The 22,382-nt window shown below is 61.4% G+C and carries 21 protein-coding genes; 6 read left to right on the top strand and 15 right to left on the bottom strand.

The annotated features are described in order from the left end of the window. Positions 1 to 21: 21 nt before the first annotated feature. The 15 genes from JFN91_RS15650 to JFN91_RS15580 form a co-directional block, all read right to left on the bottom strand. Complete coding sequence (locus JFN91_RS15650) at positions 22 to 1,107, bottom strand: protein-glutamate methylesterase/protein-glutamine glutaminase (protein WP_199390121.1); 1,086 nt, start codon at positions 1,105 to 1,107, stop codon at positions 22 to 24. A gap of 1 nt (position 1,108) precedes the next feature. Then, a complete protein-coding gene (locus tag JFN91_RS15645) occupies positions 1,109 to 1,606 on the bottom strand; it encodes a histidine kinase (protein WP_199390148.1) in 498 nt (165 codons plus the stop codon). Positions 1,607 to 1,695: 89 nt separating this feature from the next. Beyond that, positions 1,696 to 2,607, bottom strand: coding sequence for a CheR family methyltransferase (locus tag JFN91_RS15640; protein ID WP_199390120.1), 912 nt, complete (start codon positions 2,605 to 2,607; stop codon positions 1,696 to 1,698). Then, positions 2,592 to 4,331, bottom strand: coding sequence for a methyl-accepting chemotaxis protein (locus JFN91_RS15635; protein WP_199390119.1), 1,740 nt, complete (start codon positions 4,329 to 4,331; stop codon positions 2,592 to 2,594). Before JFN91_RS15635 ends, JFN91_RS15640 begins: the two co-directional genes overlap by 16 nt. Next, entirely contained in the window at positions 4,328 to 4,852 is a 525-nt protein-coding gene (locus JFN91_RS15630; RefSeq protein ID WP_183348410.1) for a chemotaxis protein CheW, read from the bottom strand. The genes JFN91_RS15635 and JFN91_RS15630 overlap by 4 nt, the downstream gene beginning before the upstream one ends. A 23-nt stretch (positions 4,853 to 4,875) precedes the next feature. Next, a complete protein-coding gene (locus JFN91_RS15625) occupies positions 4,876 to 6,930 on the bottom strand; it encodes a chemotaxis protein CheW (protein WP_199390118.1) in 2,055 nt (684 codons plus the stop codon). Positions 6,931 to 6,962: 32 nt separating this feature from the next. Then, complete coding sequence (locus tag JFN91_RS15620; RefSeq protein ID WP_328747223.1) at positions 6,963 to 7,277, bottom strand: STAS domain-containing protein; 315 nt, start codon at positions 7,275 to 7,277, stop codon at positions 6,963 to 6,965. A 238-nt stretch (positions 7,278 to 7,515) separates the two neighbouring features. Continuing rightward, entirely contained in the window at positions 7,516 to 9,018 is a 1,503-nt protein-coding gene (locus JFN91_RS15615; protein ID WP_199390116.1) for a hypothetical protein, read from the bottom strand. Between the two features lie 263 nt (positions 9,019 to 9,281). Beyond that, the gene (locus JFN91_RS15610) at positions 9,282 to 10,193 is read right to left on the bottom strand and encodes a type II secretion system F family protein (RefSeq protein WP_199390115.1); all 912 of its coding nucleotides are present in this window, start codon (positions 10,191 to 10,193) and stop codon (positions 9,282 to 9,284) included. Between the two features lie 8 nt (positions 10,194 to 10,201). Beyond that, positions 10,202 to 11,164 carry a type II secretion system F family protein gene (locus JFN91_RS15605; protein WP_199390114.1) on the bottom strand — a complete coding sequence of 321 codons (963 nt, stop codon included), beginning with the start codon at positions 11,162 to 11,164 and terminating at the stop codon, positions 10,202 to 10,204. Positions 11,165 to 11,173: 9 nt separating this feature from the next. Continuing rightward, on the bottom strand, positions 11,174 to 12,478 hold the full coding sequence (locus tag JFN91_RS15600) for a CpaF family protein (protein WP_236015204.1): 1,305 nt from the start codon (positions 12,476 to 12,478) through the stop codon (positions 11,174 to 11,176). 60 nt (positions 12,479 to 12,538) lie between these two features. Beyond that, entirely contained in the window at positions 12,539 to 13,663 is a 1,125-nt protein-coding gene (locus tag JFN91_RS15595; protein ID WP_199390113.1) for an AAA family ATPase, read from the bottom strand. Between the two features lie 67 nt (positions 13,664 to 13,730). Beyond that, on the bottom strand, positions 13,731 to 15,050 hold the full coding sequence (locus tag JFN91_RS15590) for a type II and III secretion system protein family protein (RefSeq protein WP_236015202.1): 1,320 nt from the start codon (positions 15,048 to 15,050) through the stop codon (positions 13,731 to 13,733). Positions 15,051 to 15,121: 71 nt separating this feature from the next. Further along, entirely contained in the window at positions 15,122 to 15,988 is an 867-nt protein-coding gene (gene cpaB, locus JFN91_RS15585; RefSeq protein WP_199390111.1) for a Flp pilus assembly protein CpaB, read from the bottom strand. Positions 15,989 to 16,187: 199 nt separating this feature from the next. Further along, positions 16,188 to 16,376, bottom strand: a complete 189-nt coding sequence (locus tag JFN91_RS15580) for a Flp family type IVb pilin (RefSeq protein ID WP_199390110.1) — start codon at positions 16,374 to 16,376, stop codon at positions 16,188 to 16,190. A gap of 514 nt (positions 16,377 to 16,890) precedes the next feature. Here JFN91_RS15580 and JFN91_RS15575 point away from each other — a divergent pair. The 6 genes from JFN91_RS15575 to JFN91_RS15550 all read left to right on the top strand — a co-directional run bounded on the left by JFN91_RS15575 (position 16,891) and on the right by JFN91_RS15550 (position 22,348). Next, positions 16,891 to 17,376, top strand: coding sequence for a TadE/TadG family type IV pilus assembly protein (locus JFN91_RS15575; protein WP_199390109.1), 486 nt, complete (start codon positions 16,891 to 16,893; stop codon positions 17,374 to 17,376). Beyond that, the gene (locus JFN91_RS15570) at positions 17,373 to 17,897 is read left to right on the top strand and encodes a TadE/TadG family type IV pilus assembly protein (protein ID WP_199390108.1); all 525 of its coding nucleotides are present in this window, start codon (positions 17,373 to 17,375) and stop codon (positions 17,895 to 17,897) included. Before JFN91_RS15575 ends, JFN91_RS15570 begins: the two co-directional genes overlap by 4 nt. Before the next feature lie 22 nt (positions 17,898 to 17,919). Further along, on the top strand, positions 17,920 to 19,290 hold the full coding sequence (locus JFN91_RS15565; protein WP_199390107.1) for a vWA domain-containing protein: 1,371 nt from the start codon (positions 17,920 to 17,922) through the stop codon (positions 19,288 to 19,290). A gap of 67 nt (positions 19,291 to 19,357) precedes the next feature. Beyond that, entirely contained in the window at positions 19,358 to 20,032 is a 675-nt protein-coding gene (locus tag JFN91_RS15560) for a Crp/Fnr family transcriptional regulator (protein WP_236015199.1), read from the top strand. A 136-nt stretch (positions 20,033 to 20,168) separates the two neighbouring features. Further along, positions 20,169 to 21,296, top strand: coding sequence for a sugar transferase (locus JFN91_RS15555; RefSeq protein WP_199390105.1), 1,128 nt, complete (start codon positions 20,169 to 20,171; stop codon positions 21,294 to 21,296). 26 nt (positions 21,297 to 21,322) lie between these two features. Next, complete coding sequence (locus tag JFN91_RS15550) at positions 21,323 to 22,348, top strand: Gfo/Idh/MocA family protein (protein WP_199390104.1); 1,026 nt, start codon at positions 21,323 to 21,325, stop codon at positions 22,346 to 22,348. The last annotated feature ends 34 nt before the right edge of the window (positions 22,349 to 22,382 follow it).

The following is a 22,382-nucleotide window of genomic DNA, read 5'->3' as shown; positions in this document are numbered from 1 at the left end:
TGCCGGTGGTCTTTCCCGTCTTCACACCCTGAAGCTGCGCTTGCCGTGCGAGGCGAGCCACCCCAGGAGGCGCCCCGCCATTTCCGAGAGCGGGACCACCTCGTCCACCCCGCCCCGCGCGATCGCCTCGCGCGGCATGCCGAACACGACGCAGCTTTCCTCGTCCTGGGCCAGGGTCCGTGCGCCGGCGTTGTGCATCTCCAGCATCCCGGCGGCGCCGTCGTCCCCCATCCCGGTCAGGATGATGCCGAGGCTGTTGTCGGCGGCGCAGTTGGCGGCCGAGCGGAACAGTACGTCCACCGAGGGGCGGTGGCGTGACACCGGCGGGCCGTCGCCCAGGGCGATGGTGTAGTTGGCGCCGCTGCGGGCCAGCATCATGTGCCGGTTGCCGGGCGCGATGTAGGCATGCCCCGGCAGCACCCGTTCGCCGTGCTCCGCTTCCTTGACCGCCAGGGCGCACAGCCCGTCCAGCCGCGCCGCGAAGGTCCGGGTGAAGGTCTCGGGCATGTGCTGGGTGACCAGTATCGCCGGGCAGTCGGCGGGGAGCGCGCTCAAAAAGACCTTGAGGGCCTCGGTGCCGCCGGTCGAGGAGCCGACCGCGACCACCTTTTCCGTGGTCGCGAAGTGCTGGTGCTTGTTGGGGAGCACCGCGTCCGCGGAGAGCTTCGCCTCCACCTGCAGGGGAGGGGCCTTGCCCCCCTTCCTGTGGAAGGCGGTATGGGCACAGCGGATCTTCTCGGCAAGCTCCTGGGAGTACTCCAAAAGCCCGTTGCGGATGTCGATCTTGGGCTTGGTGACGAAGTCGAAGGCGCCCAGCTCCAGCGCCTTCAGCGTCACGGCGGAACTCTTCTCGGTGAGCGAGGAGACCATCACCACCGGCATGGGGCGCAGCCTCATCAGCTTTTCCAGGAAGGCGAGCCCGTCCATCTTGGGCATCTCCACGTCCAGGGTGAGCACGTCCGGGTTCAGTTCCTTGATGCGTTGCCGGGCCGCCAGCGGGTCCGGCGCGGTCCCCACCACCTGGAGATCGGGGGCTTGGTTGATGATCTCGGTCAAAAGGGACCGGATCAGGGCGGAGTCGTCTATTATCAGCACCTTGATGGGCATTCTAGTTTCTTCCTGCGTGCAGGGCGCGGATCCTTTTCACCAGGGCGCGGCCGGTTTTGGGAAAGAACATCACCTTCCTGGGGCAGCACTCCCCGAGGTCCGAGGCGACGATCGGTATCCCCTGTTTCTTCAAGTAGTCGACGGCGAAAGCCGCGTTGTTGCCGCCGATGTCGGTGCTGCTCGCCATGACGTGCCCGGCCCCGAACAGCTTCGCGGCAAGGCGTTTGCGGCTGGCGCCCAACAGCTCGAGCTGTTCCAGCAGGCGGCGCATGGCGCAGCTGCCGTAGCGGGCGCAGCTTTGCGAGTCGTCGTTGCAGACCCCGGAGCAGGGGGTGGCGCCGCCCCCCTGCTGCAACTCCGGCAGCATGAAGTGGTTCATGCCGCCGATGCCCAGCTCCACGTCGTACAGGCAGACCGAGACGCAGGAGCCGAGCACGGTGGTGATGGCCACGGCCTCGTCGGTGGCGTAGAACTCTCCCGCCACGATCTTGACCGCCATGGTTTTGAATTCCGGATCGAAGTAACTGAGCCGCCCATGCCCCGGGTGTCTCGCCCGTTTCCTCCCCGGTTTCCCCCTGTGCGGCACCGTCAGCTCCTCAAGGCGTAGGTCGTGTTGCCGCAGACCCGGAACAGTTCCTGGGCATGGTGCAGGCTCTCGGAATGCCCGACGAATAGAAGGCCGTCCGGATGCAGTACCCGCGAAATCCGCTCCAGGACGGCGAGCTGCGTCGGCCTGTCGAAATAGATCATCACGTTGCGGCAGAAGATGAAGTCGAATTTCCCGCGCATGGGCCACTGCTCGTCCAAAAGGTTCAGCCTCCTGAAGGTCACCACGCGGCGCAGTTCCTCCTTCACCCTGATGAACCCCTCGTGGTTCCCTTCCCCCCTGAGCAGGAAGCGCTTGCGGTACGGCTCCGGGATCTTGGGCAGCTGGTCCACCGGATAGACCCCTTCGCTGCCCCTGGCGAGCACGTTGGTGTCGATGTCGGTGGCCAGTATGCTGAGGTTCGCGTTCGCCGGCAGCGCGTCCAGCGCGGTCATCGCGATGGAATAGGGTTCCTCGCCGGTCGAGGAGGCGCAGCTCCAGATGTTGACCTGCTTGCGCTCCGGGTGCTGGCGCAGGCGCTCGGCAAGGAGCCGGAAGTGGTGCGGCTCCCGGAAAAAGGAGGTCATGTTGGTGGTGAGGGCATTGATGAAGGCCTCCACCTCCTGGAGGTCACCGCTTTCCACGAGGTCCAGGTACTGCGCGAAGCTTTCCACCCCGGTGGCCCGCAGCCGGCGCGCCAGCCGGCTGTAGACCATGTCCATCTTGCCCGGTGCCAGGGAGATCCCCGCGTTGCGGTAGATGAAGCCGCGCACCCGGGCGAAGTCGTCAGGGGTGAAGCGGTACTGGAAGGAGTTCCAGCCCTGATCCGCGGCGCCGGGAGGCACGGCGCCTCCCCCCCCCGTCAGGCGGCGCGCCGGCTCCGTGCGCGTCTCGGTTCTCAGAACTCCTTCCAATCATCGTCCGGCTCGGCGGCCTCGGCGGACCGGGAGGGACGCTCCTGTGCTTTTGCAGCTGCTGCTACCGCTACGGGTTTCGCCTTCCTTTCGGAGGCCTTCGGGCGTGCCGCGGCGTGGGTGAGCTTGCGCTTCTCTGCCGCGGCCGGCGGTGCACTCTTGTTGCCCTGCTCCAGGGTGAAGCGCGCCACCACCGCCACCAACTGCTGGGCCTGGTCTTCGAGCGATTCGGCGGCGGCCGCCGCCTCTTCCACCAGGGCCGCGTTTTGCTGGGTGACGTCGTCCATCTGGGTGATGGCCGTGTTGACCTGCTCGATGCCGCTGGACTGTTCCAAGGACGCCGCTGAGATCTCGGCCATGATGTCGGTCACCCTCTTGATGCTGGTGACGATGTCCTGGGTGGTGCGTCCCGCCTCTTCGACCAGGCGGCTGCCGTCCTGCACCTTGGAGACCGAGTCCTCGATGAGGGCCTTGATCTCCTTGGCCGCCGCGGCGCTTCTCTGGGCGAGGCTCCTCACCTCGGCCGCGACCACCGCGAAACCTCTTCCCTGCTCGCCGGCGCGCGCCGCCTCCACCGCGGCGTTCAGGGCCAGGATGTTGGTCTGGAAGGCGATGCCGTCGATGACGCCGATGATGTCCGAGATCTTCTTGGAGCTGTCGGTGATGCTCTCCATGGTGCGCACCACCCGGTTGATCACGTCGCCCCCCTTGACCGCCACGCCGCTGGCGTTGATGGCGAGCTGATTGGCAGCCTGGGCGTTGTCCGCGTTCTGCTTCACCGTCGAGGTGAGCTCCTCCATGCTGGAGGCGGTCTCCTCCAGGGCGCTGGCCTGCTCCTCGGTGCGCTGGGAGAGGTCGGCGTTGCCTGCCGCGATCTCCTCGGTTGCCGTGGCGATCGATTCGGCGCCGGTTCTCACGTCGCCCACGATGTGCGCGAGCCCCTCGTTCATCTCCTTGAGCGAGGCGAGCAGCTCCCCGGTCTCATCCTTGCTGTCCACGGCGATTTGGGCAGTGAGATCCCCCGAAGCGATACGCTTGGAGGCGGCGATGGCCTGGTCCAGGGGCTCCTTGATCCTGCGCGCCGTGAACCAGGCGAACAGGAAGATGACCACGGCGAGCAGCGCGGTGCCGCCGATGATCTGGTACTTCATCCTGTTCATCTCGGCCTTCACGCTGTCGACGTAGATGCCGCTACCCACGATCCAGCCCCACTCCTTCATCAGCATCACATAGGAGATCTTGGGGACCGGCACCGTGGAGCCGGGCTTGGCCCACATGTAGTCCACCACCCCTTCGCCCTTCTCCTTGCAGACGTTGACGAACTCGACGTAGAGCCTTTTGCCGTTGGGGTCCTTGTTCTCGTACTGGGTCTTGCCCACCAGCTCCGGCTTGATCGGGTGCATGAGCACCTTGGTGTCCAGGTCGTTGACCCAGAAGTACTCGTTGCCCTGGTATCTCATCTCGGAGATCTGCTTGAGCGCATCGGCCTGGGCCTGCGACAGGGTTTTGGTACCGGCCTTCACCGCGTTCTGGTTCGCGGTCAGCACGTCGTAGGCCACGTCGACCACCGACTTGGTGGCCTGGATCTTTTCGTCCATCAGCTTGTTCTGCATGAAGGGAAGCACGTAGAACATCACGCCCAGCACCATCATGACGATGGTGGCCACCGAGATGCTGAGGATCTTGGTCAGGATCTTCCAGTCTTTGAATCGCGAAATTTTCATAGGTTCACCGCCTCTTTCTGAGTATTGTCCACGGTACTGTCAACGATCTGCAGCTCGTCGCTGCCGATCAGCTTTTCGATGTCCACCAGGATCAGCATCTCGTCGTTCAGGGTCCCCAGTCCGGTGATGTAGCGGGTGTCCAGGGACGCCCCGAGCTCCGGGGCCGGCTTGATGCTCTGCGCCGGGAGCGCCACCACGTCGGAAACGCCGTCCACCACGATCCCCACCACCTTGTTCAGCACGTTGATGATGATCACCACGGTGAACTCGTGGTAGGTCGCCTCACCCACGTTGAACTTGATGCGCAGGTCGACGATGGGGACGATCACCCCGCGCAGGTTGATGACCCCCTTGATGAAGGCGGGGGTGTTGGCGATGCGTGTAACGCAGTCGTACCCCCTGATCTCCTGGACCTTGAGGATATCGATGCCGTAGCTTTCGCTCCCCAGGGTGAAGGTGAGGTATTCCGCCCCCCCGTCCGCTGTCAATTGTTCTACCGCACTGCCCTGTGCCGTCTGCATGGTTTATGGTCTCCTTTCTGCTGCTACAGCTTCTTGTGCATCGTGAACAGCTCGGGTAGATCGAGGATCAGTGCCACGCGCCCGTCTCCCAGGATGGTGGCCCCGGCGCTCCCTTCGACCCGGCGGTAGTTGGTTTCGATGCTCTTCACCACCACCTGCTGCTCGTCCAAAAGGGCGTCCACCAGGATGGCCCCTCGTTCCCCGTCCGCCTCCACCAGTACCAGGATCCCCCGTTGCGGCTCGATCACCTCCGCCTCCAGGTTGAAGATCCGGTGCAGCTTGAGGATGGGGAGGTATTCCCCGCGCACCTGGACCACCTCCCGGCCGTTGACGCTCTTCAACTGCTCGGGCTTGGGCTGCAGCGACTCGATCACCACGTTGAGCGGGATGATGAATTTCTCCTCCCCGACCGCGACCGAGAGCCCCTCCAGGATGGCCAGGGTAAGCGGCAGGCTGATGGTGAAGCGCGCCCCTTTCCCCGCCTCCGAGGCGATCTGGACCCGCCCGCCGATGGCCTGCACGTTTTTGATGACCACGTCCATCCCCACGCCGCGGCCGGAGAGGTCGGTCACCTCGCTCGCCGTTGAGAAACCGGGGGCGAAGATGAGCTGCCACACCTCCTCGTCGCTCATGGCCTCGGAGCAGGGGATGCCGCACTCCAGCGCCTTGGCGAGGATCCTTTCCCGGTTCAGCCCGGCGCCGTCGTCGATCACGTCGATGACGATCCTGCCGCCCACTTGGGAGGCGGAAAGCTGCAGGGTCCCCGTCGGGTTCTTGCCGCAGGCGGCCCGCGTCTCCGGCGTTTCCAGCCCGTGGTCCAGCGCGTTGCGCACCAGGTGCCCCAGGGGATCGGCGATCTTTTCGATGAGGCCGCGGTCCAGTTCGGTGCTGTCGCCGGTAGTCTTCAGCTCCACCTGCTTGCCGAGCTTGGCGGCGATATCGCGCACCAGGCGCGGGAACCGGTTGAAGACGATGCTGATCGGCACCAGGCGGATCGACATGACGCTCCCCTGCAGGTCGCGGGTATTGCGTTCCAGTTGGACCAGGCCGCGCTGCAGCGTCTCGTGCAGGATAGGGTCGAGCCCCACCGCGATCTGGCTCAGCATGGCCTGGGTGATCAGGAGCTCGCCGACTTGGTTCACCAGTTGGTCCACTTTGGTGACGTTGACCCGGAACGACGCTTCCGTCTCGTTGCCGCGCCTGCCGAAGGCGCCGGGAGCGGTTTCGTTGCTGTCGTAGGCGCGTCTGCCGGCGGCAGGAACGATGCCCTGCTCGGGCGCCGGTTCGCCCTCCGGCGTGCGCCGATCCACGGGCTCATCCTCCTCGATCTGGAGCTGCTCCTCGTCAGCCACGAACATGAAGACGTCCAGGATCTGCTCCCGGCTCGCACGGGTGAGCATGGTGAATTCCCAGCGGGTCAGGCAGCGTTCCGGGTCGACTTCGGCCAGTTCGGGTACATCCATGAGCCGGGCGCTGCTGTGGAACTCGCCGGGTTCCGCGAGTTCGGCCAGCTCGGAGATGATGCTCTCCATACGGATGCCCCGGGCGAAGATTTCGGGGTCGGGAGTGAAGGCGAGCCGGCAGCGGCGCGGCAACAGCTCCTCCTGCGGGGGCGGTGCCCCTTCTGCATGGTCCGCGGGGAGTCCGGGAGCAGTGGCGCGGCCGCCGGCATCGATGGCCTGCTGCAGCCTGGCCCGCACACCGTCGATGACCTCCTGGTCCACCGCCTTTCCCTCGCGGTGCCCGGCAAGCTGCATGGCGATGGCGTCGCCCGCTTCCAGGAAGAGGTCGATCATCTCCGGGGCGAAGGGGATCTCCTGGTTTCTGAGCCGGTCCAGCAGGGATTCCATGACGTGGGTCACCACGGTCATGTCGTTGAAGCCGAAGATGCCGGCGCCCCCCTTGATGGAGTGGGCCGCCCGGAAGATCGCGTTCATCTGCTCCGGGTCCGGCTCCCGGTCGCCCAGCGAGATCAGGATCTGCTCCATCTCGGCCAGGTTCTCGGCGCATTCCTCGAAGAAGACCTGGTTGAAGCGGTTCAGGTCCACGCTATTGGTTTCCCCACTGGGAGTCGTCATGCCAGTTCCTTTGTTCTGCGTCGTCGCCCGGGTCACGGTTCGGGTTGCAGCGCCAGGAGTTCGCCAAACCCGAGGGTGACGATCCGCTCCCTCACGGCGGGCGGCACTGCGGTGAGCATCGGGGCGGCGCCCCGGCGTTTCAGGTTCTCCAGGAATAGCGCCAGCAACTGGCAGCCGCAGGCATCGATGTCAACGACCCGGCAGAGGTCGATGGCGCCCCCCCCGGCCTGCTCCGGCATCCCGTCCAAACGCTCCACGAGCAACAGGTGCAGCTCCTTGGCGCGCTCTACCGTGAACGGTCCTTCAAGTGTAATGTTTGCTTTATTAACAAAAACTTTTTTACCCACTTTTTGCCGCCCTTTCAGGGAGTTTGATTTTGCGTCAAATCTCTCGTGGGAGTTTTACAACCAGTGTTATACGCGTACTGCTCGTATCGGCAGGGGGGGGGCGTACTTTAGATGTTTTGTGGCTCGGCAGGGTATTTTCTGGTGTAGCGATATTGACGTGAAACGAGGGGGGAGGGGGGCGGGCGTGCTGCTGTTGGGACCAGATGGTGGCGGATGGGCGGATGGACGGATGAAGCGGTTAACGGGGGACCTGCTTTTTCAGGAAGACCTTGGCCACCTTGTCCCGGTAGACCAGCTGCCATTCACTTCTTTGCTCCAGGAACCTGGCGAAACGTGAGTCGGCTTCGAAGATGACCCACCTGATGCCGTAGCGTTGCAGCACCTGGTCCCATCCCGGCCGGAATTCGATCACCTCGTTGTATTCCCGCAGCCGTTGCGCGCCGTACATGTCCAGCCGGCCGTCGATGAAGACCCGGCAGTCGGGATAGCCGCGGTAGATCAGGTAGTCCCCGAACTCGTCGCTGTTGAACACCTTCCCCTTGATCCCCTGGCGCAGCACGAACTGGTAGGCGTCCACCGGCATCAGGTGCCGGTCGAAGGCGTGGCGCACGAGGCCTCCGGCAGCGGCTGCTGTTACCACCGCTATGGCCACGGCTCCCCATACCGGGGGGCGGGCGTGCTCCTCCAGGGGGGCGAGCCGGGCCGAGATCTCCCGCAGTAGGCGCTGCCATCTGCCGCTGCCTTGCAGCACGGCGTTGAGCCGGATTGCCAGCGCGGGCGCCGTGACCAGGCCGAAGAGCGGAATGTAGCGCACCGAGGTGAGGGCCATGTAGCCAAAACCCAGCACCAGCAGCAGCTCCGTCGGTTCCGCCTTTTTCGGGGTTAGGGCGAAGAGCGCGATCAGGAGCAGCAACAGCCAGGTGAAAGGGCCCCAGCCGTGGATGGCGGGGGGAAGAAACTCGGCCACGTGGTCCATCAGGTAGCGGTCGGAGACCAACTTGAGCGGGAACAGCAGGAGGCGCCATCCGTACGGGTTGACCAGGGTCGCGGCCAGGCATGCGGCAGCCACGCGGGACAGGTGTGCCGTCATCCCCCGCGCCGCGCGGCAGGCCTCGGCTGTGGCGCCGATCATTCCGGCGGCCGTGCCGGCCAGATAGGCGCCCAGCAGCAGGAACCCCGCGGCAAACCCGCCATGCAGGTTGGCCCACAGCAGCATCAGAGGCGGCAACAGCCACAGCTTGCCGCCCCCCTTCCTGCGCCAGTTTTCCAGCAGGTAGTGAAAGAGGACCAGGAACAGGAAGCTGAAGAGGTGCGGCCGAGCCAGCCAGTGCAGTTGGGAGCAGACCAGGGCGGCGATGGTGGCGGCGACAGCAGGTAGGACGCCGGTTTGGTAGCCGATCAGGGCCTTGAACAGCTGCCGGAAGGTCAACGCCAGCAGCAGCGCGTACAGCCCGACGACGCCGTTCATCCCCCATGCCTGGTGCAAAAGGGCCATGATCACCTCGGCGAGCCATTCGTGCGCCGTCCAGGGCAGGGGCGGGGTGTGCTGCGAGAATATGTCGAAGCGGGGAACGGTGCGGGTCCTGAGGATTTCTTCCCCGGCGCGGATGTGGTAGCCGGTGTCACCGTCGAGCAGCAAGTAGGAAGGGTTGGTGAAGAACAGCGCGCAGAGCAGTGTGGCCAGGAGCAGATCGGCCATGGAGGGGACCAGGTATCGTGTCAGGCGGTGCTTGTCGCTCATGCAGGTCGGGTAAAGGCCGGCGCATCCGGCCGAAGGGGTGTCCGGACCGCCTTTGCGGCGACCGGAGCATGGGGGAAGGGTGGAGACCCTTGCCGGCGCCCTGCGGGCCGGCAAGGGGAGGTGCGGCTACTTCTTGGCCTGTCGTGCATAGCTCAGGGCCAGTTGTACGGAGATTACCAGCAGGATGAACGTGTTGAAGTCGACTTTCATGGGATCACCTCCTTGGACGTGAAATTTCCTCCGTGGTGCTGCCCGAATGGGGACTACTTGAATACCCTCGCGATCTGTACCACCGCCGGCCCCAGGACCACCACCAGCAGGGCGGGGAAGATGGCGAACACCAGCGGGAAGATGAGCTTCACGGTGGTCTTGGCGGCGGCCTCCTCGGCGGCCTGCCTCCGTTTGGTCCTCAGGTCGTCGGAGAAGGAGCGCAGGGCCTGGCTCAGGCTGGTGCCGAAGCGTTCGGTCTGGGCGAGCATGGCGGTGAAGGAGCGCATGTCGTCGATCATGGTCCGCTCCGCCATGTCCTTCAGCGCATCCACCCGCGGCTTGCCGGCCCTGGTTTCCATGGTGACCTGGCGGATCTCCTGGGCCAGCGGGTTCTGATCCAACTGGGGGACCTCCGAGGCTCGCAACAACGCGGCATCCATGCTGAGCCCCGCCTCGACGCAGAGAGTCACCAGGTCCAGCACGTCGGGCAGGGTGTGGAAGATCACCAGTTGGCGGTTCTTGACCTTGTTGGAAAGCCAGTAACTCGGCAGGAGATAGCCGACGATGGCCAGCATCAGCAGGATCGCCATGCTGACGCTGTCGAAGTAGGCATGCTTGGGTGCGACGGCAAGGAGCAGGTAGGGGAGCGGCAGCGCGACGGCGAGGAGGAGCTTGCTGCCGAGGAACACGTGCACGCTGTCGCGATGGAAACCCGCCGCCACCAGCGCCTTTTTGTAGCGTGAGTGCTCCTGCTGCGGGAGCTTCATCCGCTCGCCGATGCGGCGCAGCTTGTAGGCCCAGGTGCCAGACTCGACTTCCGGCATCAGGTGCACAGCCTTGTTGGCCGGGAAGAAGGCGGCCAGGCGTTCGGCCACCGGGTTCCTCCTCGACAGCAGCACCCGGGACAGGGCCACCGACAGCAACAGCACGGAGCAAAACACCGTGAAAACGATCAGGTAGAGCATGGCGCACCTCAGATCTGGATCCTGATGATCTTCCTGATGATGAACAGGCCGGCAAGCTGCAGCAGCGCGGCAAAGGCGAGGATGTACAGGCCGAGGGGCTCCTTGAGCAGTTCCGTCTCGTACTCGGGGCTGAGCAGGGTGAAGGCGCCGAAGGCGACCAGCGGCAGCGCGCCCAGCACGTAGCCCGACAGGCGCCCCTGGGCCGTGTAGACCCTTACCTGACGGCGGATTTTCAGCCTTTCCTTGATGGTGAGCGCGAGCTTTTCCAGCAGTTCAGAGAGGTTGCCGCCGATGTCCGAGTTGATGGTGATGACCGTCGTGAAGAACCTGAGGTCCATGCTCTCGATCCTCTGGTTCATGGTGGCGAGGGCGTCCACCAGCCGCAGGCCGAGTTGCTGCTGCTCGTAGGCGATCCTGAACAGCGTCCCGGTCGGATCCGGTATTTCCTCCCCCACCAGCTGGATGGCCGTGGTCAGCGATTGGCCGGCCCTGAGGGAGCGTGCGATCATGCTCAGGGCATCCGGGAACAGCTCGGTGAACCTGGTGATCCTGCGCGCGGTCTTCACCCTGATGACCACCTCGGCCGCCAGCAGCGGCAGGAGGGCGGCGGGGAGGGCGGCAAGCAAGGAGCGGGTCTCAAACGCAGTAAAGGCGGCCAGCAGGACCGCCGCGCCAAGGACGGCACTGATCAGCAGCGCCGGGGGGAGGCCGATACCGGCCTGCTCGAGCCTCTTCCCCATCTCGCGCGTCTGCGGGAGGCGGGTCATCAGCTCTCCCGCCTGGCGCGCCTTCCTGCCCAGCGCCTCGCGCAGTTCGGGCTGGGGCTCCCCGCTCCCCCCGCGTGCCATCTGCTGCAGCCTTCTTCTCAGTTCGGTCCTGGCGGAGGCGCTGCGCTGCAGGATGTAGAGGCAGATGGCGGCGCTGGCGCACAGGGCGGTGAGAAAGACTAGTGCCACGATAGGAACAAGCATGCTCGGCTCCTAATCCCGGAACATCATCTCCGGGAGCTCGTGTCCGAAGAGTCTGAAACGCTCGGCGAAGAGCGGCCGCACGCCGGTGGCGCGGAACTGCCCGATCACCCGCCCCTCCGGGTCGATCCCCCGTTGCTGAAAGACCATGATGTCGTGCATGACGATGGTGCCCCCCTCCATGCCGGTGATCTCGGAGAGCTTCACTACTTTACGGGTGCCGTCGGAGAACCTGACCAGTTGCAGCACGATGTTGAGCGCAGAGGCCAGTTGCTCCTTTACGGCCCGTTCCGGAAGGTCCACCCCCGCCATGAGCACCATGGTTTCCAGGCGGGACAGGGCGTCGCGGGTGGTGTTGGCGTGGACCGTGGAGAGGGAGCCGTCGTGGCCGGTGTTCATGGCCTGCAAAAGGTCCAGCGCCTCGGCGCCGCGCACCTCGCCGATGATGATGCGGTCCGGCCTCATCCTGAGCGCGTTGCGCAGCAGGTCGCGTGAGGTGACCTCGCCCCTTCCTTCCAGGTTGGGGAGCCTGGTTTCCAGGCGCACCACGTGATCCTGCTTTAGGTGCAGCTCCGCCGAGTCCTCGATGGTCACCAGGCGCTCGTCGGAGGGGATGAAGGCGGAGAGGACGTTCAAAAGGGTGGTCTTGCCGGTGCCGGTCCCGCCGGAGATCAGGATGTTCAGCCTGGTTTGCACCGCCCCCTCCAAAAGCTCGGCCATCCGCTCGTCGAGGGTCTCCAACTGGATCAGGTCTCTCATGCTGAGCGGGTCGCGACCGAAGCGCCGGATCGATAGCACCGGGCCGTCCAGGGCAAGCGGCGGGATGATGGCGTTGACACGGGAACCGTCGGGAAGCCGGGCGTCGACGTAGGGGGAGGACTCGTCGATGCGACGCCCGACCTTGGAGACGATGCGCTCGATGATCCGCATCAGGTGCGCGTTGTCGCGGAAGCGGACCTCGGTCTTGACCAGTTTCCCCTGCCGCTCGACATAGACGTTGGCGCAGTTGTTGACCAGGATGTCGGAGACCTGGTCGTCCGCCAGGAGCGGCTCCAGGGGGCCCAGGCCGAAGGTCTCGTGCTGGATTTCCACCACCAGCCGGTCCCGCTCTTTCTGGTTCAGGGGGATCCCCTCGCCCACGATCAGGCTTTCGATCACCCCCCTGATTTCCGAGACCACTTCGCTGCTTCTCATCAGGTCCATCTTGGCCAGGTCGATGGTGTCGATCAGGCGCCGGTGGATACGCGACTTCATGTCCCGCAACTGGTCGTCGTCGGGCGTCGGGACTGCTGGTTTCAATCCGTCCTCAAGCAACATGGCTCCCCCCTCGCGGGCACCCCGTGCGACGCTGCGGCCGGCCGGGGCGCGGCGCTCCGGTTACCGTTTGACACGCTCCGCAAGTCCCAGTATGGCCTTGGTCACCGGGGACTTCGGGAGCAGTTGCACTACCGGCATCCCCTTGTTGACCGACGACACCACGTCCGCGTAGTTGTTCGGGATGGCCTGGTATACCGGAACCTCCAGCACCTTTTCCGCGTCCTTGAGCTGGATGTCGGACTTGGGCAGGTACCTGTTGATGACCAGCTTCACCCGGTCCCGGTCGTGCCCGCGGTTGGCCAGGGCCAGCAGGTAGCGTTTGGTGTTCTTCAGCCCGGGGAGGCTGAGCGTGGTGTTGAATAGGATGAGTTCCGCGCTGTCCAGGATGGTCACGTTGCAACCTGCCAGCAGCCCAGCGCAGTCCACCACCACGTAGGTGAACATCTTCTTGAGCAGTTCGAGCATGCGCTGGATCTGGTCCGGCGTGATGGAGACCGCCTCGTCCACTTCCAGCGGTTCGGTCAGGATATAGGGGCCGGAGGCGTGGCGCGTCATCACGCTCATCAGGAAGTCCGCATCGAGCCGGTCGATGTTGGTGGTCACGCTGCTCAGGGTGTAGGCGGGGTTCAGGTTGAGAAATGTGTTGACGTCTCCCGCCTCGAGGTTCAGGTCCACCAGGGCCACCTTGCCCCCTTCGGCCGCGAGTGCGGCGGCAAGGTTGACGGCGACCGTGGTGGTGCCCATGCCGCCCACCGGGTTGTACACCGCCAGGATCTTGCCGGAAGGCGCCGGTTCTTCGGCGGTTGCGGCGAAGAGCAGCCGGCTCACCTTCTGCAGGGAAAGGTTGAGTTCCTCCGGCCCGATGGGGCGCAGCAGGTATTCCACTGCGCCGGCGCGCATGAGGGCCAGGAACCCCTCGACGTTCTTCTCCGAGGAGCAGGCGATCACCGAGGCCCTGGGGAACTGGGCCGTGATGGTCCGGATATCCTTGATGCCCTGCTCAACCCTGGCGACCCCGAGGAACACCACGTTGGGGGTCCCTTTCTGCAGTGACGAGGGGTGGCTGACGTGTTCGATGGAGCCGGCCAGGGTGATGGAGTCGGCGTACGGCTTCAGGGAGGAGAGCAGAGCGTCCCTGGAGGGCTTGTCCTCGTCTATGATGGCGATGGAAAACTGGGAAGTCATCTCACGAGCCCCTTTTACCGGAGGTTTGCCCGGCGTCACGCTGGACGGCAGCCGCCCCCGTCCGCTCTCATTTGGGAAGCTTGGGAATCCAGTCGAACTGTCTCTCCTCGCGGGGGTCCTTCCGGTCGGTCGGCAGCGGGGTGGCGACTCCCGGCGGTGCGGGTTGCACGATCTTCGGGGTGATGAAGAAGACCAGGTCCCTTTCCCGGATCTCCTTGTCCGTGGCGCGGAACAGCGCGCCCAGGATCGGGATGTCCCCGAGGATCGGGATCTTGGACATGTTCTTGATCTGTTCTTCCTGCAGCAGGCCGGCGAGGATCAGGCTTTCCCCTTCGCGCAACTCGACGCTGGTACTGACGTTGCGGCTGTCTATGATGGGGTAGCCGTTGACCGGAAGGGTGCCCGCTATGCTGCTCACCTCGGCGGGGTCGATCTTCAGGCTGATCATGCCGCTGGGGCGCACCTCGGGGTTGAACTTGAGCTTCACGCCCACCGTCTTGTAGACGATGGTGGTGGTAGCCGCGGCGCCGAGGCTCGTGATCACGCTGTAGGGGATCTCGCTCCCTGCCAGGAAGTTCCCTTCGGCACCGCTTTTCACCAGGAGGTTCGGCTCCGCGAGGATCTTGGCGAGCCCTTTGCTGCTCAGCGCCTGGAGCACCGCACCGATGCCGGCGGGGAAGTAGGAAACCCCGGCGGTGAAGCTGTCCAAGGGGTTGAAACTGCCAAGGCCCGGGATACTGCCGGCGATCCCCGTGGCGTGGGTGGAACTGCTCCTGACACCATCGGAACTCGTGACTGTCGAACTGCCGTTGGGGGCGCCGATCAGGTTGTAGAAACCTTCGCCGCTGCGGCCCGTGACCAGGGCGCTCACGCCCAGTTTCTTGAGCGAGGTCCGGTCCACCTGCGCCACCTTGACCTGCAATAGCACCTGGAGGGGCTGGTCCACGGTGATGTGGTTCAGCACCTTGGGGGCATAGGCCTTGGCGATTTCCTCCGCCCTTTTCCCCGTGCTCTCGCAGCCGACCGTCCCCGAGAGGACGAGGGTGTCGTCGGCGTAGTCGACGCTGATGTCGTCGTCGGGGGCGAAATCCCGCAGTTGCGACTCCACGGCCTCCCGGTCCCCAACCACGCGCACGTCGAAGAAGATCGGGGTGTCGCTGTTCTCCTCCCAGACGATCACGTTGGTGGTCCCGATTTTCCTGCCGTTGATCAAGAGCTGGTTGCGCTTGGGCGGGTCGGGGAGATCGACGATGTTCTTGTCCGTGACGGTCACGTAGCGGGCCGGCCGTTTAAGGCTCAACACCACGCCCTTGTTCACGACCACCGTGGTCGGAACGCCTGCCCAGGCGCAACTGGCCCCGAGCATGGCCAGCAGTGCAACCAGCATGACGCCTCTCTTTAAAGGGAGGAGATTCATAGGCCACCTCGTCCTTACTTAGATGTATTTAGCGGCGATGGTCATTCCGGGTACTGTCTCGAGGATTTCTCGGTTCCCCTGACGATTTCCAGGGTGTGCGAGGGGGCCGCCTTGACCACGGCAACCGGTCTCGGGGCTGGGCGCGGTGTCGGCACACGGCGCTCCACGGTCTTCACCCGGACCGGTTCGAAGCCGCCCAGCACCTTGCCGATGGTTGCCCCCCGGGACTCGACATGGGAGGTGTCCGAGATGTTTCTCAATAAAAGCTGCAGGGAGCCCTTGCTTGCCGACAGCACCAGCTTTTCCGCGTCCTCGGGGACCAGGTCTAGGGTCACCGTCGGAACTACGACCGGCTTGCCTTCCTTCTGGTCTGTGATCTGCCCGGTGGCCAGCACCGGCACGTTCTCCAGTACGATCTTGCTGATACTCTCCTTCTCGTTGCTGGGGAGGGACGTGGTCACGATCACGTCGACGCGGTCGCTTGGGGTGAGAAAACCTGCCACACCCGCCACTTCGTTCACTGCAACCGTCACGGCACGGTGCCCCTGAGGCACCACATAGGTCATGAAGCCGCTGCCGGCCGCCCCAGTTTTCGGTTTTAACTTGGGTTCGGTGACGGCATCACCCTTGGTGATGGGGCGGATGGCCACCCTGCTCACCACCGTCTCCGTATCATTGGCGCTGCCGGGGGGGATGCTGTCCTTGGGCCAGGAGGCGATCTTCAGTTGCGATGGCTTGATGGCTGATCCGATGGGGATATCCGCGGCGGCAACTACGATCCTCTGCGGCTGGACGGCCTTGACGCTGTCCATCTCCCTCTGCAGGTATCCGTAGGTCAGCCAGCCGGCAGCCACGGCGAATAGCAGTGAGAAGACCGAGACTACTGCGACTGCGTTGGGGCGGGTCATAGTCCGTTCCTCCTCTTTCGTTCGACCGGAACCGGACCGCAGGCATACTGCAAGCCTCCGGTGCACTCAACGAAGATTGCTGCGGTGGCAGGTGCTGGGGCTGCCGAAGAGCCCGCCCGCGGAAACACCTGCTCCCTCCTGAACGCCAAAGCCACCTGAGGGGAGTGCTGCATCCTCCCCGCAGGTGGCAAGGTCGCGGTTACTTCGTCAGTTCGGTGTTCACGTTCTGGAAGATGGACCGTGTGGTTGTCCCCAGGGTTCTTACTGCGAGTATTACCACGATCGCGATAAGCACCAGTATCAACGCGTACTCGACCAACCCTTGCCCCCGGTTGCTTGTCAGGGCGTCCTTCATTTTCCTTCCGGTTTTTTTCAATTTCTCAAACATGATGACACCTCCTTTGTTGGGCTGAGTTGTACGACCTTCCTGGTAAGGCTACCATGAGGGTTGAATTGTGTTTACTGTGATAGATATTGGTAAAAGTAAAAAAATGCAGTGTTATAGCCTGCGCAATTGTCGGTAAATTTGGCATTTACTACGGGTATTTCGAGAAATATTACATGCAATCGCTGCAGATAAGAGGTTTTAGTTCAGATAACTGTCAATTTTGTTCACAAAAGTGTTAAAAATTAAAAACATTTAAAAATAGTACGACGTCGGAAAAAAACTGCAAGCGATTTTTTTCGGGAGGGGAGTGGGGGGCAGCGATGAGGGGAGTCGGGCCCCTTTTAAAAATGAAGCGCGGTATGCAACTGCAGGCGCATAGGTGCAGCTGCAGTTGCAGGCTGTTTGTATCTTGAAATTGGACTTTTCTAATTTATACTGGGTGCGTTTTGGGCCGGGGCTCGCAGTTGCGGGCTCAAAAGGGGCCACCAAGGTGTTACCCGGGTGGAATATGGCTATGTCGAACAAAAAGGGTCAGGCGTTAGTAGAGTTCGCCCTGCTGCTCTCTGTGGTGGCCTTGCTTGGATTCGCAGTCTGCGACTTGGCCTGGATGTTCTTTGTCAACCTGACCATGCAGCATGCGGTCCGGGCGGGGACCCGGTACGCGATCACAGGGCGGACCGAGCCCGGCCTGGGGCGGAGGGGGGCCTTGATTGAAAAGATTCGGGAGCAATCTATGGGGCTCTACGACCGAAACCTCCACGTTCCCAAGGAGCCGCGGATCAGCGTGGTCGATCCGGCCCAGGTGAACTTTGCCAACTATACGGGAACCCCCACCCAGAACGACCCGGGGGAAAGGAACCAGATCATTGTCGTCAGCCTGACCTACACCTGTCCTCTCTTGACGCCCGCCCTGAAACCGTTCCTGGCCGGCGGGGCCTACACCTTCACGGTCAGGTCGGCGATGGCAAATGAAAACTTTCCTGAGAAGGGTGGGCCATGAAGCTTCGGAGGCACTCAAATAAAGGCAAGGGTCAAGCCCTGGTTGAGTTCGCCCTGCTCCTGCTCGTGTTTGCCGTGCTCATGCTCGCGCTCTACGATTTCGCGTGCGCCATCAGGGTCAGCAACACCATCTCCAACATGAGCCGGGAAGGTGCCAACTTGGCCTGCCGCCCCTCTCCGGGGCTGCAAAATAACCCTCAGGGTGTCATGGATGTACTGGCCGCAACCGCACAACCATTGGACATGACGGGGCGCGGGATGATGTTCATCACCGTCGTGCAAGGCGACCGGATCCTGGTCCAGGATCGCTGGGACAAGGGCAACCCGCAAACAGACATAAGTAGCAGGATCGGAACCCCGACGCCGGCCGAACCCAATCCTGTCACCAACGGCTTGGCTTCCTTGAACTTGCAACCGGAACAGACGGCGTACGTGGTCGAGGTTTTCTACAACTACCGGAGCCTGTTTTCCAACAGCGCCATAGCAGTGGGAAAGCAGTTCTACTCGAGGACAGTCTTCTAACAGCGCGACGGGGAGGGAAGGTATGAGATGCCGTCCACGTGGAGACAACGGTCAGGTCGTAGTCGGCTTCGCCGCAGCGGCGGTTTTTTTACTGGCCATGATCGGGCTCGCCATAGACCTGGGTATGGCCTACCTGGTTAAGACCAAGCTGAGCGCCGCGGTCGATGCCGCGGCATTGGCAGCGGGAAGGGTGGTGGGCCAGGGGGAGAGCGCCGCTAATGCGGAGGCCGCGAAGTTTTTCGCGGTCAACTACCCCGAGGGGTTGCTGGGAGCGTCGGTTGCCATCCCTTCGACCACGTTCCGCTACGACGACAAGGAAAAATCCTGGGAGGTCACCGTCAGAACCACCGCCACGGCTCCAGCGTACTTTGCCAAGGTCGTGGGCAGGAACACTTTCACCGTGGGGGCGTCGGGGACGGTCACGACCGCCCCGGTCGATTTGGTGTTGGTCTTGGACACCTCCGGCACTATGAAAAACCCGAATGTATCAGTCCTGGAATCCTTGAAGAGTGCAGCCAGAAACTTCCTTACTTATTTCAACCCGAACAACGATCGTATCGGGCTGATCCGCTTCGCGAGCGGTGTCGAAGAAGATTTCAAGATCACAGGGAAAAGAGGGTTCAACAGTGAAAAAATGCAGGAACTTCTCGGGAGCAATCAGGTGCAGGCTTCGGGTTACACAACTGCGGAAGAGGCACTAAGGTGCGCGAAGCAGCAACTGGATTCCATTCCGAGAAGTGACCAATCGAGACAACGAATCATTGTATTTTTTACTGACGGAGCACCCAACGGCGTAGCGGCAACGTTTGCGACCAATGCAGGCCCCAAGGTCGGAGTCGTTTCGTCCCAGGGCGACAAGGACCCCGAAGCCGGCGATAAAGTCCGCCTTGAACATCTTTATAGGGCGGATAGGGTGAACTCGGACCTTAAGCCAAACGGCGGGCAGCTGGACGCAACGTCGCTGGCTACCCTTCCTGCTACAGATTGGACCGGCACGGTCAACCTAGCCAGCTACAACAACGCCAGAGACGTATTGCCATATGTGAATCCAGACGACTTGGAAGCGAAAAAGTGCAACGTAAACAGGGCCGCACGCAACATGACGGAGAATATCGCCAACGCCGCCAGGAGTGAATCGGGCGAGCAGGGCAATCCCATAACCATCTTCACCATTGGCCTGGGGGCGAAGCTGACCGATCTGGAACTCCGCTGCCCCGAGTACGGCAGCAGCGAAAATGGTGAAAACATCATGAAAAGGCTGGCCAACGTTCCGGGGGGGGATACCTACAACTCCAGCCAGCCCAGTGGCATATACGCCTTCGCAAGGGACCAGAGCCAGCTGAATGCCGCGTTCCACAGCGTCGTCATGAGGATCTTGCGGCTTTCCAAGTGACAGGCCCCTCATCGTCACGGCAGGGCCTGTTTTAAAACAAGGGACCCATATGGAAACCTCCAGTCACATGAAACTGCTACGAACGATACCTTTGTTCTCGCATCTAAGCGACGGCGATTTCATCGAGGTGCAGCGCAGGATTGTGGAGAAGAAATTCCAAAAAAACCAGATCGTTCTTCTTGAAGAGGACACGGCAAACTTCATGTACGTGGTCTTCAGCGGGAAAGTCAGGGTAGTGCATCTGGGCGGCGAAGGAACGGAGCGTATCTTGGCGATCCACAAGCGCGGGGATGTCTTTGGAGAGATGGCTCTTCTCGATGCCAAGACCGCTCCGGCTACTGTGATATCCATGGAAGACTCCGAAATAGGTCTGATCTCAAAGGAGACGTTTGACGCTTTTTTCCTCATGAACCAAACCGTCCTGGTTCAACTGGTGGCGATTCTGTGCCAGCGGTTGCGGGAGGCTCAGTTGGTGCTCAAGGCGATTACCTTGCCCGATGCCGAACAACGCTTGCGTTCGATCCTCAACCATCTGAGCCTGCTGCACGGGGTCAAGGATTCACGCGGGACGGTGATCGCGCTCAGGCTAACCCACAAGGAACTAGCAGGATATACCTCGGTATCCCGCGAGACGGTGACCAGGTTGTTGCACCGGCTGGTTCAAGAGGGTGATCTGGAGATGCTGCAAAATAGGACCATTCTGCTGAAGCCGAGGTTCAAACATAAGATGCAGTTCCTGTAAACAGAGAAGGCCATGCAGGGAACATGCTGCGCCTTGACATGGCCGTCCCTCTGCCTATACTTTCTTGGTTGGAAAAATTTAATCTTTGTGGGCGGTCGTAAAGGCATGGCTGAGAAAACTCGAGCGGAGTGAGACGATGGGTGAGGTACGTTGGAACAACAAATCGTGGTGGCGCTGCATCACCCTAAGAAAGCGGGCCACGGCCGGTTGGTTCGCCCATGGGTTCTATCCTGAGGCAACGTTTGAGCAAAAACTGGTACAGGAACGGAGGCGCGCTGAAAGGGCCGGGAAACCGTTATTGGTGATGGTCATTGATGCCGGCAGTGTGGCAGAAGATGCGTATTTTGTCCCTTCCCTTGGGAATCTGCTGCGTGGCTCCCTCAGGGATACTGACATCGCTGGAGCCTTGGGTGTAGATGGGATAGGGGTGATTTTAACCGAAGTCGCCGCTGAGAAATTTAGTGATGCCAAGCATGTTGTTGCGGCGAAAGTAAGGTCGATGCTGGAGGCGAAATACGGTGATGCATTGGCAGGGCGTGTCACTATCGGGTTTAGGACCTATCCGGAAACCGGTGGGGATGATGACGCCTTTGACATGCTCTTCTATCCCGACATCACCTCTGAAAGCATCGGCAAGTCCACGGGAACCGTGGTTAAAAGGGTCATTGATCTTGCCGGTGCCACGATATCATTACTGCTGCTGGCCCCCATATTCATCATTATTCCTTTGGCGATAAAGCTCACTTCAAAGGGGCCGATCTTCTTCGTCCAAGAACGATATGGTTTAAACGGCGCCAAGTTCAGACTGTTCAAGTTCAGAAGCATGTTTGTCAATAATGATGATCTTATACATAGGCAGTTCGTAAAGCAGTTGATCGATGGGGCCATAGTTGAAAGTGAAGACACGGTCTACAAAATCACTAGCGACCCTCGCGTTACCGCAGTAGGGAAACTGCTCAGGGCCTACAGTCTTGATGAGTTGCCGCAGCTGTTTAATGTGCTCAGAGGGGAGATGTCCCTAGTAGGGCCAAGGCCTCCGATTCATTACGAGGTTGAAAACTACAGCGGTTGGCAAAGAAACAGGCTCATCGGTAAAAGGCCCGGTATCACAGGGGCTTGGCAGGTGAGTGGTAGAAGTTCAACTACCTTTGACGAGATGGTGAGGCTCGACCTGCACTACCTCAGGAACTGGAGCGTCATACTGGACGTGAAAATCATCCTCCTCACACCTTTGGTGGTACTGAGGTGCAGGGGGGCCTACTAAGGTTCAGCAAAACTAGGGTGGAGCCTATGATCAACGTCGGAATAGTAGGGTTTGGTTATTGGGGGCCCAACGTTGCCAGGAATTTCAGTATTACCCCCGGAGCTAAAGTAGTTGCCATTGGCGATGCGGACGACAAGTCTTTGCAGAGAGCAGCTGTCAGTTATCCTGGTGCAAGGATGGAAAAAGATTGTGAATTAATATTGACAGCCAAAGACATCGATGTTGTTGCGATAGTTACGCCAGTGTCATCTCACTTTAGTATCGCAAAAAAAGCATTGGAAAACGGGAAGCACATATTCATAGAAAAACCTTTCACGGCGTCAGTGGCAGAAGCTGAAAAGCTAATTGCTATTGCAGAAATAAAAAAGCTTAAAATTATGGTTGACCATACATTTCTTTTTACTGGTGCTGTAAAAAAAATTAAAGAATTAATCGATGATGGGATACTTGGTGATTTGTATTATTTCGACTCAATAAGGGTCAATCTGGGGCTGTTCCAAAAAGATGTGAATGTGGTGTGGGATCTCGCTCCACACGACTTGTCCATCATGGATCATATTCTGCACATGGATCCCGTTGCTGTTACCGCAACCGGGGTGGCGCACTTTAGAAATCAATTGGAGGATGTAGCTTACATAACCATATACTTCCCTGGCAACGTCATAGCTCATCTTAACGTTAACTGGCTTTCACCAGTCAAGATCAGGACCACTCTCATAGGTGGCCAAAAGAAGATGCTGGTTTGGAACGATTTGGTGAGCGACGAGAAGATACGAGTTTATGACAAAGGCGTAGAGGGACTGGACAGTCTGGAGATAGAGTCGAAGGAAAAGGCCTACGGCCTGCGGCTTAGCTATCGTAGCGGAGACATGTGGGCGCCAAGGGTGACCCAAGTTGAGGCCTTGCAGGGAGAGACATCCTACTTCATCGATTGCATCAATAACAACATCCCCCCCAAAAATGACGGACATGCTGGTTTGAGGGTGGTCCGGATGCTGGAAGCGATTAAACAGTCGTTGAGCGGGGGGGGAGCACTGGTCCGCTTAGACTAACTGAGGTGGCTGCAGAGACTGATCTGCAACCACA

It is taken from the genome of Geomonas anaerohicana, from assembly GCF_016458305.1.
Lineage (GTDB): Bacteria > Desulfobacterota > Desulfuromonadia > Geobacterales > Geobacteraceae > Geomonas > Geomonas anaerohicana.
The sequence above is the reverse complement of the archived record's forward strand: the minus strand, read 5'-3'. Positions and strand labels throughout refer to the sequence as shown.

Coding starts and splice junctions, on each gene's coding strand:
- JFN91_RS15650 (WP_199390121.1), bottom strand. CDS start 1,107: ATGCCCATCAAGGTGCTGATAATAGACGACTCCGCCCTGATCCGGTCC.
- JFN91_RS15645 (WP_199390148.1), bottom strand. CDS start 1,606: ATGGCGGTCAAGATCGTGGCGGGAGAGTTCTACGCCACCGACGAGGCC.
- JFN91_RS15635 (WP_199390119.1), bottom strand. CDS start 4,331: ATGAAAATTTCGCGATTCAAAGACTGGAAGATCCTGACCAAGATCCTC.
- JFN91_RS15630 (WP_183348410.1), bottom strand. CDS start 4,852: ATGCAGACGGCACAGGGCAGTGCGGTAGAACAATTGACAGCGGACGGG.
- JFN91_RS15625 (WP_199390118.1), bottom strand. CDS start 6,930: ATGACGACTCCCAGTGGGGAAACCAATAGCGTGGACCTGAACCGCTTC.
- JFN91_RS15615 (WP_199390116.1), bottom strand. CDS start 9,018: ATGAGCGACAAGCACCGCCTGACACGATACCTGGTCCCCTCCATGGCC.
- JFN91_RS15610 (WP_199390115.1), bottom strand. CDS start 10,193: ATGCTCTACCTGATCGTTTTCACGGTGTTTTGCTCCGTGCTGTTGCTG.
- JFN91_RS15605 (WP_199390114.1), bottom strand. CDS start 11,164: ATGCTTGTTCCTATCGTGGCACTAGTCTTTCTCACCGCCCTGTGCGCC.
- JFN91_RS15600 (WP_236015204.1), bottom strand. CDS start 12,478: ATGTTGCTTGAGGACGGATTGAAACCAGCAGTCCCGACGCCCGACGAC.
- JFN91_RS15595 (WP_199390113.1), bottom strand. CDS start 13,663: ATGACTTCCCAGTTTTCCATCGCCATCATAGACGAGGACAAGCCCTCC.
- JFN91_RS15590 (WP_236015202.1), bottom strand. CDS start 15,050: ATGCTGGTTGCACTGCTGGCCATGCTCGGGGCCAGTTGCGCCTGGGCA.
- cpaB (WP_199390111.1), bottom strand. CDS start 15,988: ATGACCCGCCCCAACGCAGTCGCAGTAGTCTCGGTCTTCTCACTGCTA.
- JFN91_RS15580 (WP_199390110.1), bottom strand. CDS start 16,376: ATGTTTGAGAAATTGAAAAAAACCGGAAGGAAAATGAAGGACGCCCTG.
- JFN91_RS15575 (WP_199390109.1), top strand. CDS start 16,891: ATGTCGAACAAAAAGGGTCAGGCGTTAGTAGAGTTCGCCCTGCTGCTC.
- JFN91_RS15570 (WP_199390108.1), top strand. CDS start 17,373: ATGAAGCTTCGGAGGCACTCAAATAAAGGCAAGGGTCAAGCCCTGGTT.
- JFN91_RS15565 (WP_199390107.1), top strand. CDS start 17,920: ATGAGATGCCGTCCACGTGGAGACAACGGTCAGGTCGTAGTCGGCTTC.
- JFN91_RS15560 (WP_236015199.1), top strand. CDS start 19,358: ATGAAACTGCTACGAACGATACCTTTGTTCTCGCATCTAAGCGACGGC.
- JFN91_RS15555 (WP_199390105.1), top strand. CDS start 20,169: ATGGGTGAGGTACGTTGGAACAACAAATCGTGGTGGCGCTGCATCACC.
- JFN91_RS15550 (WP_199390104.1), top strand. CDS start 21,323: ATGATCAACGTCGGAATAGTAGGGTTTGGTTATTGGGGGCCCAACGTT.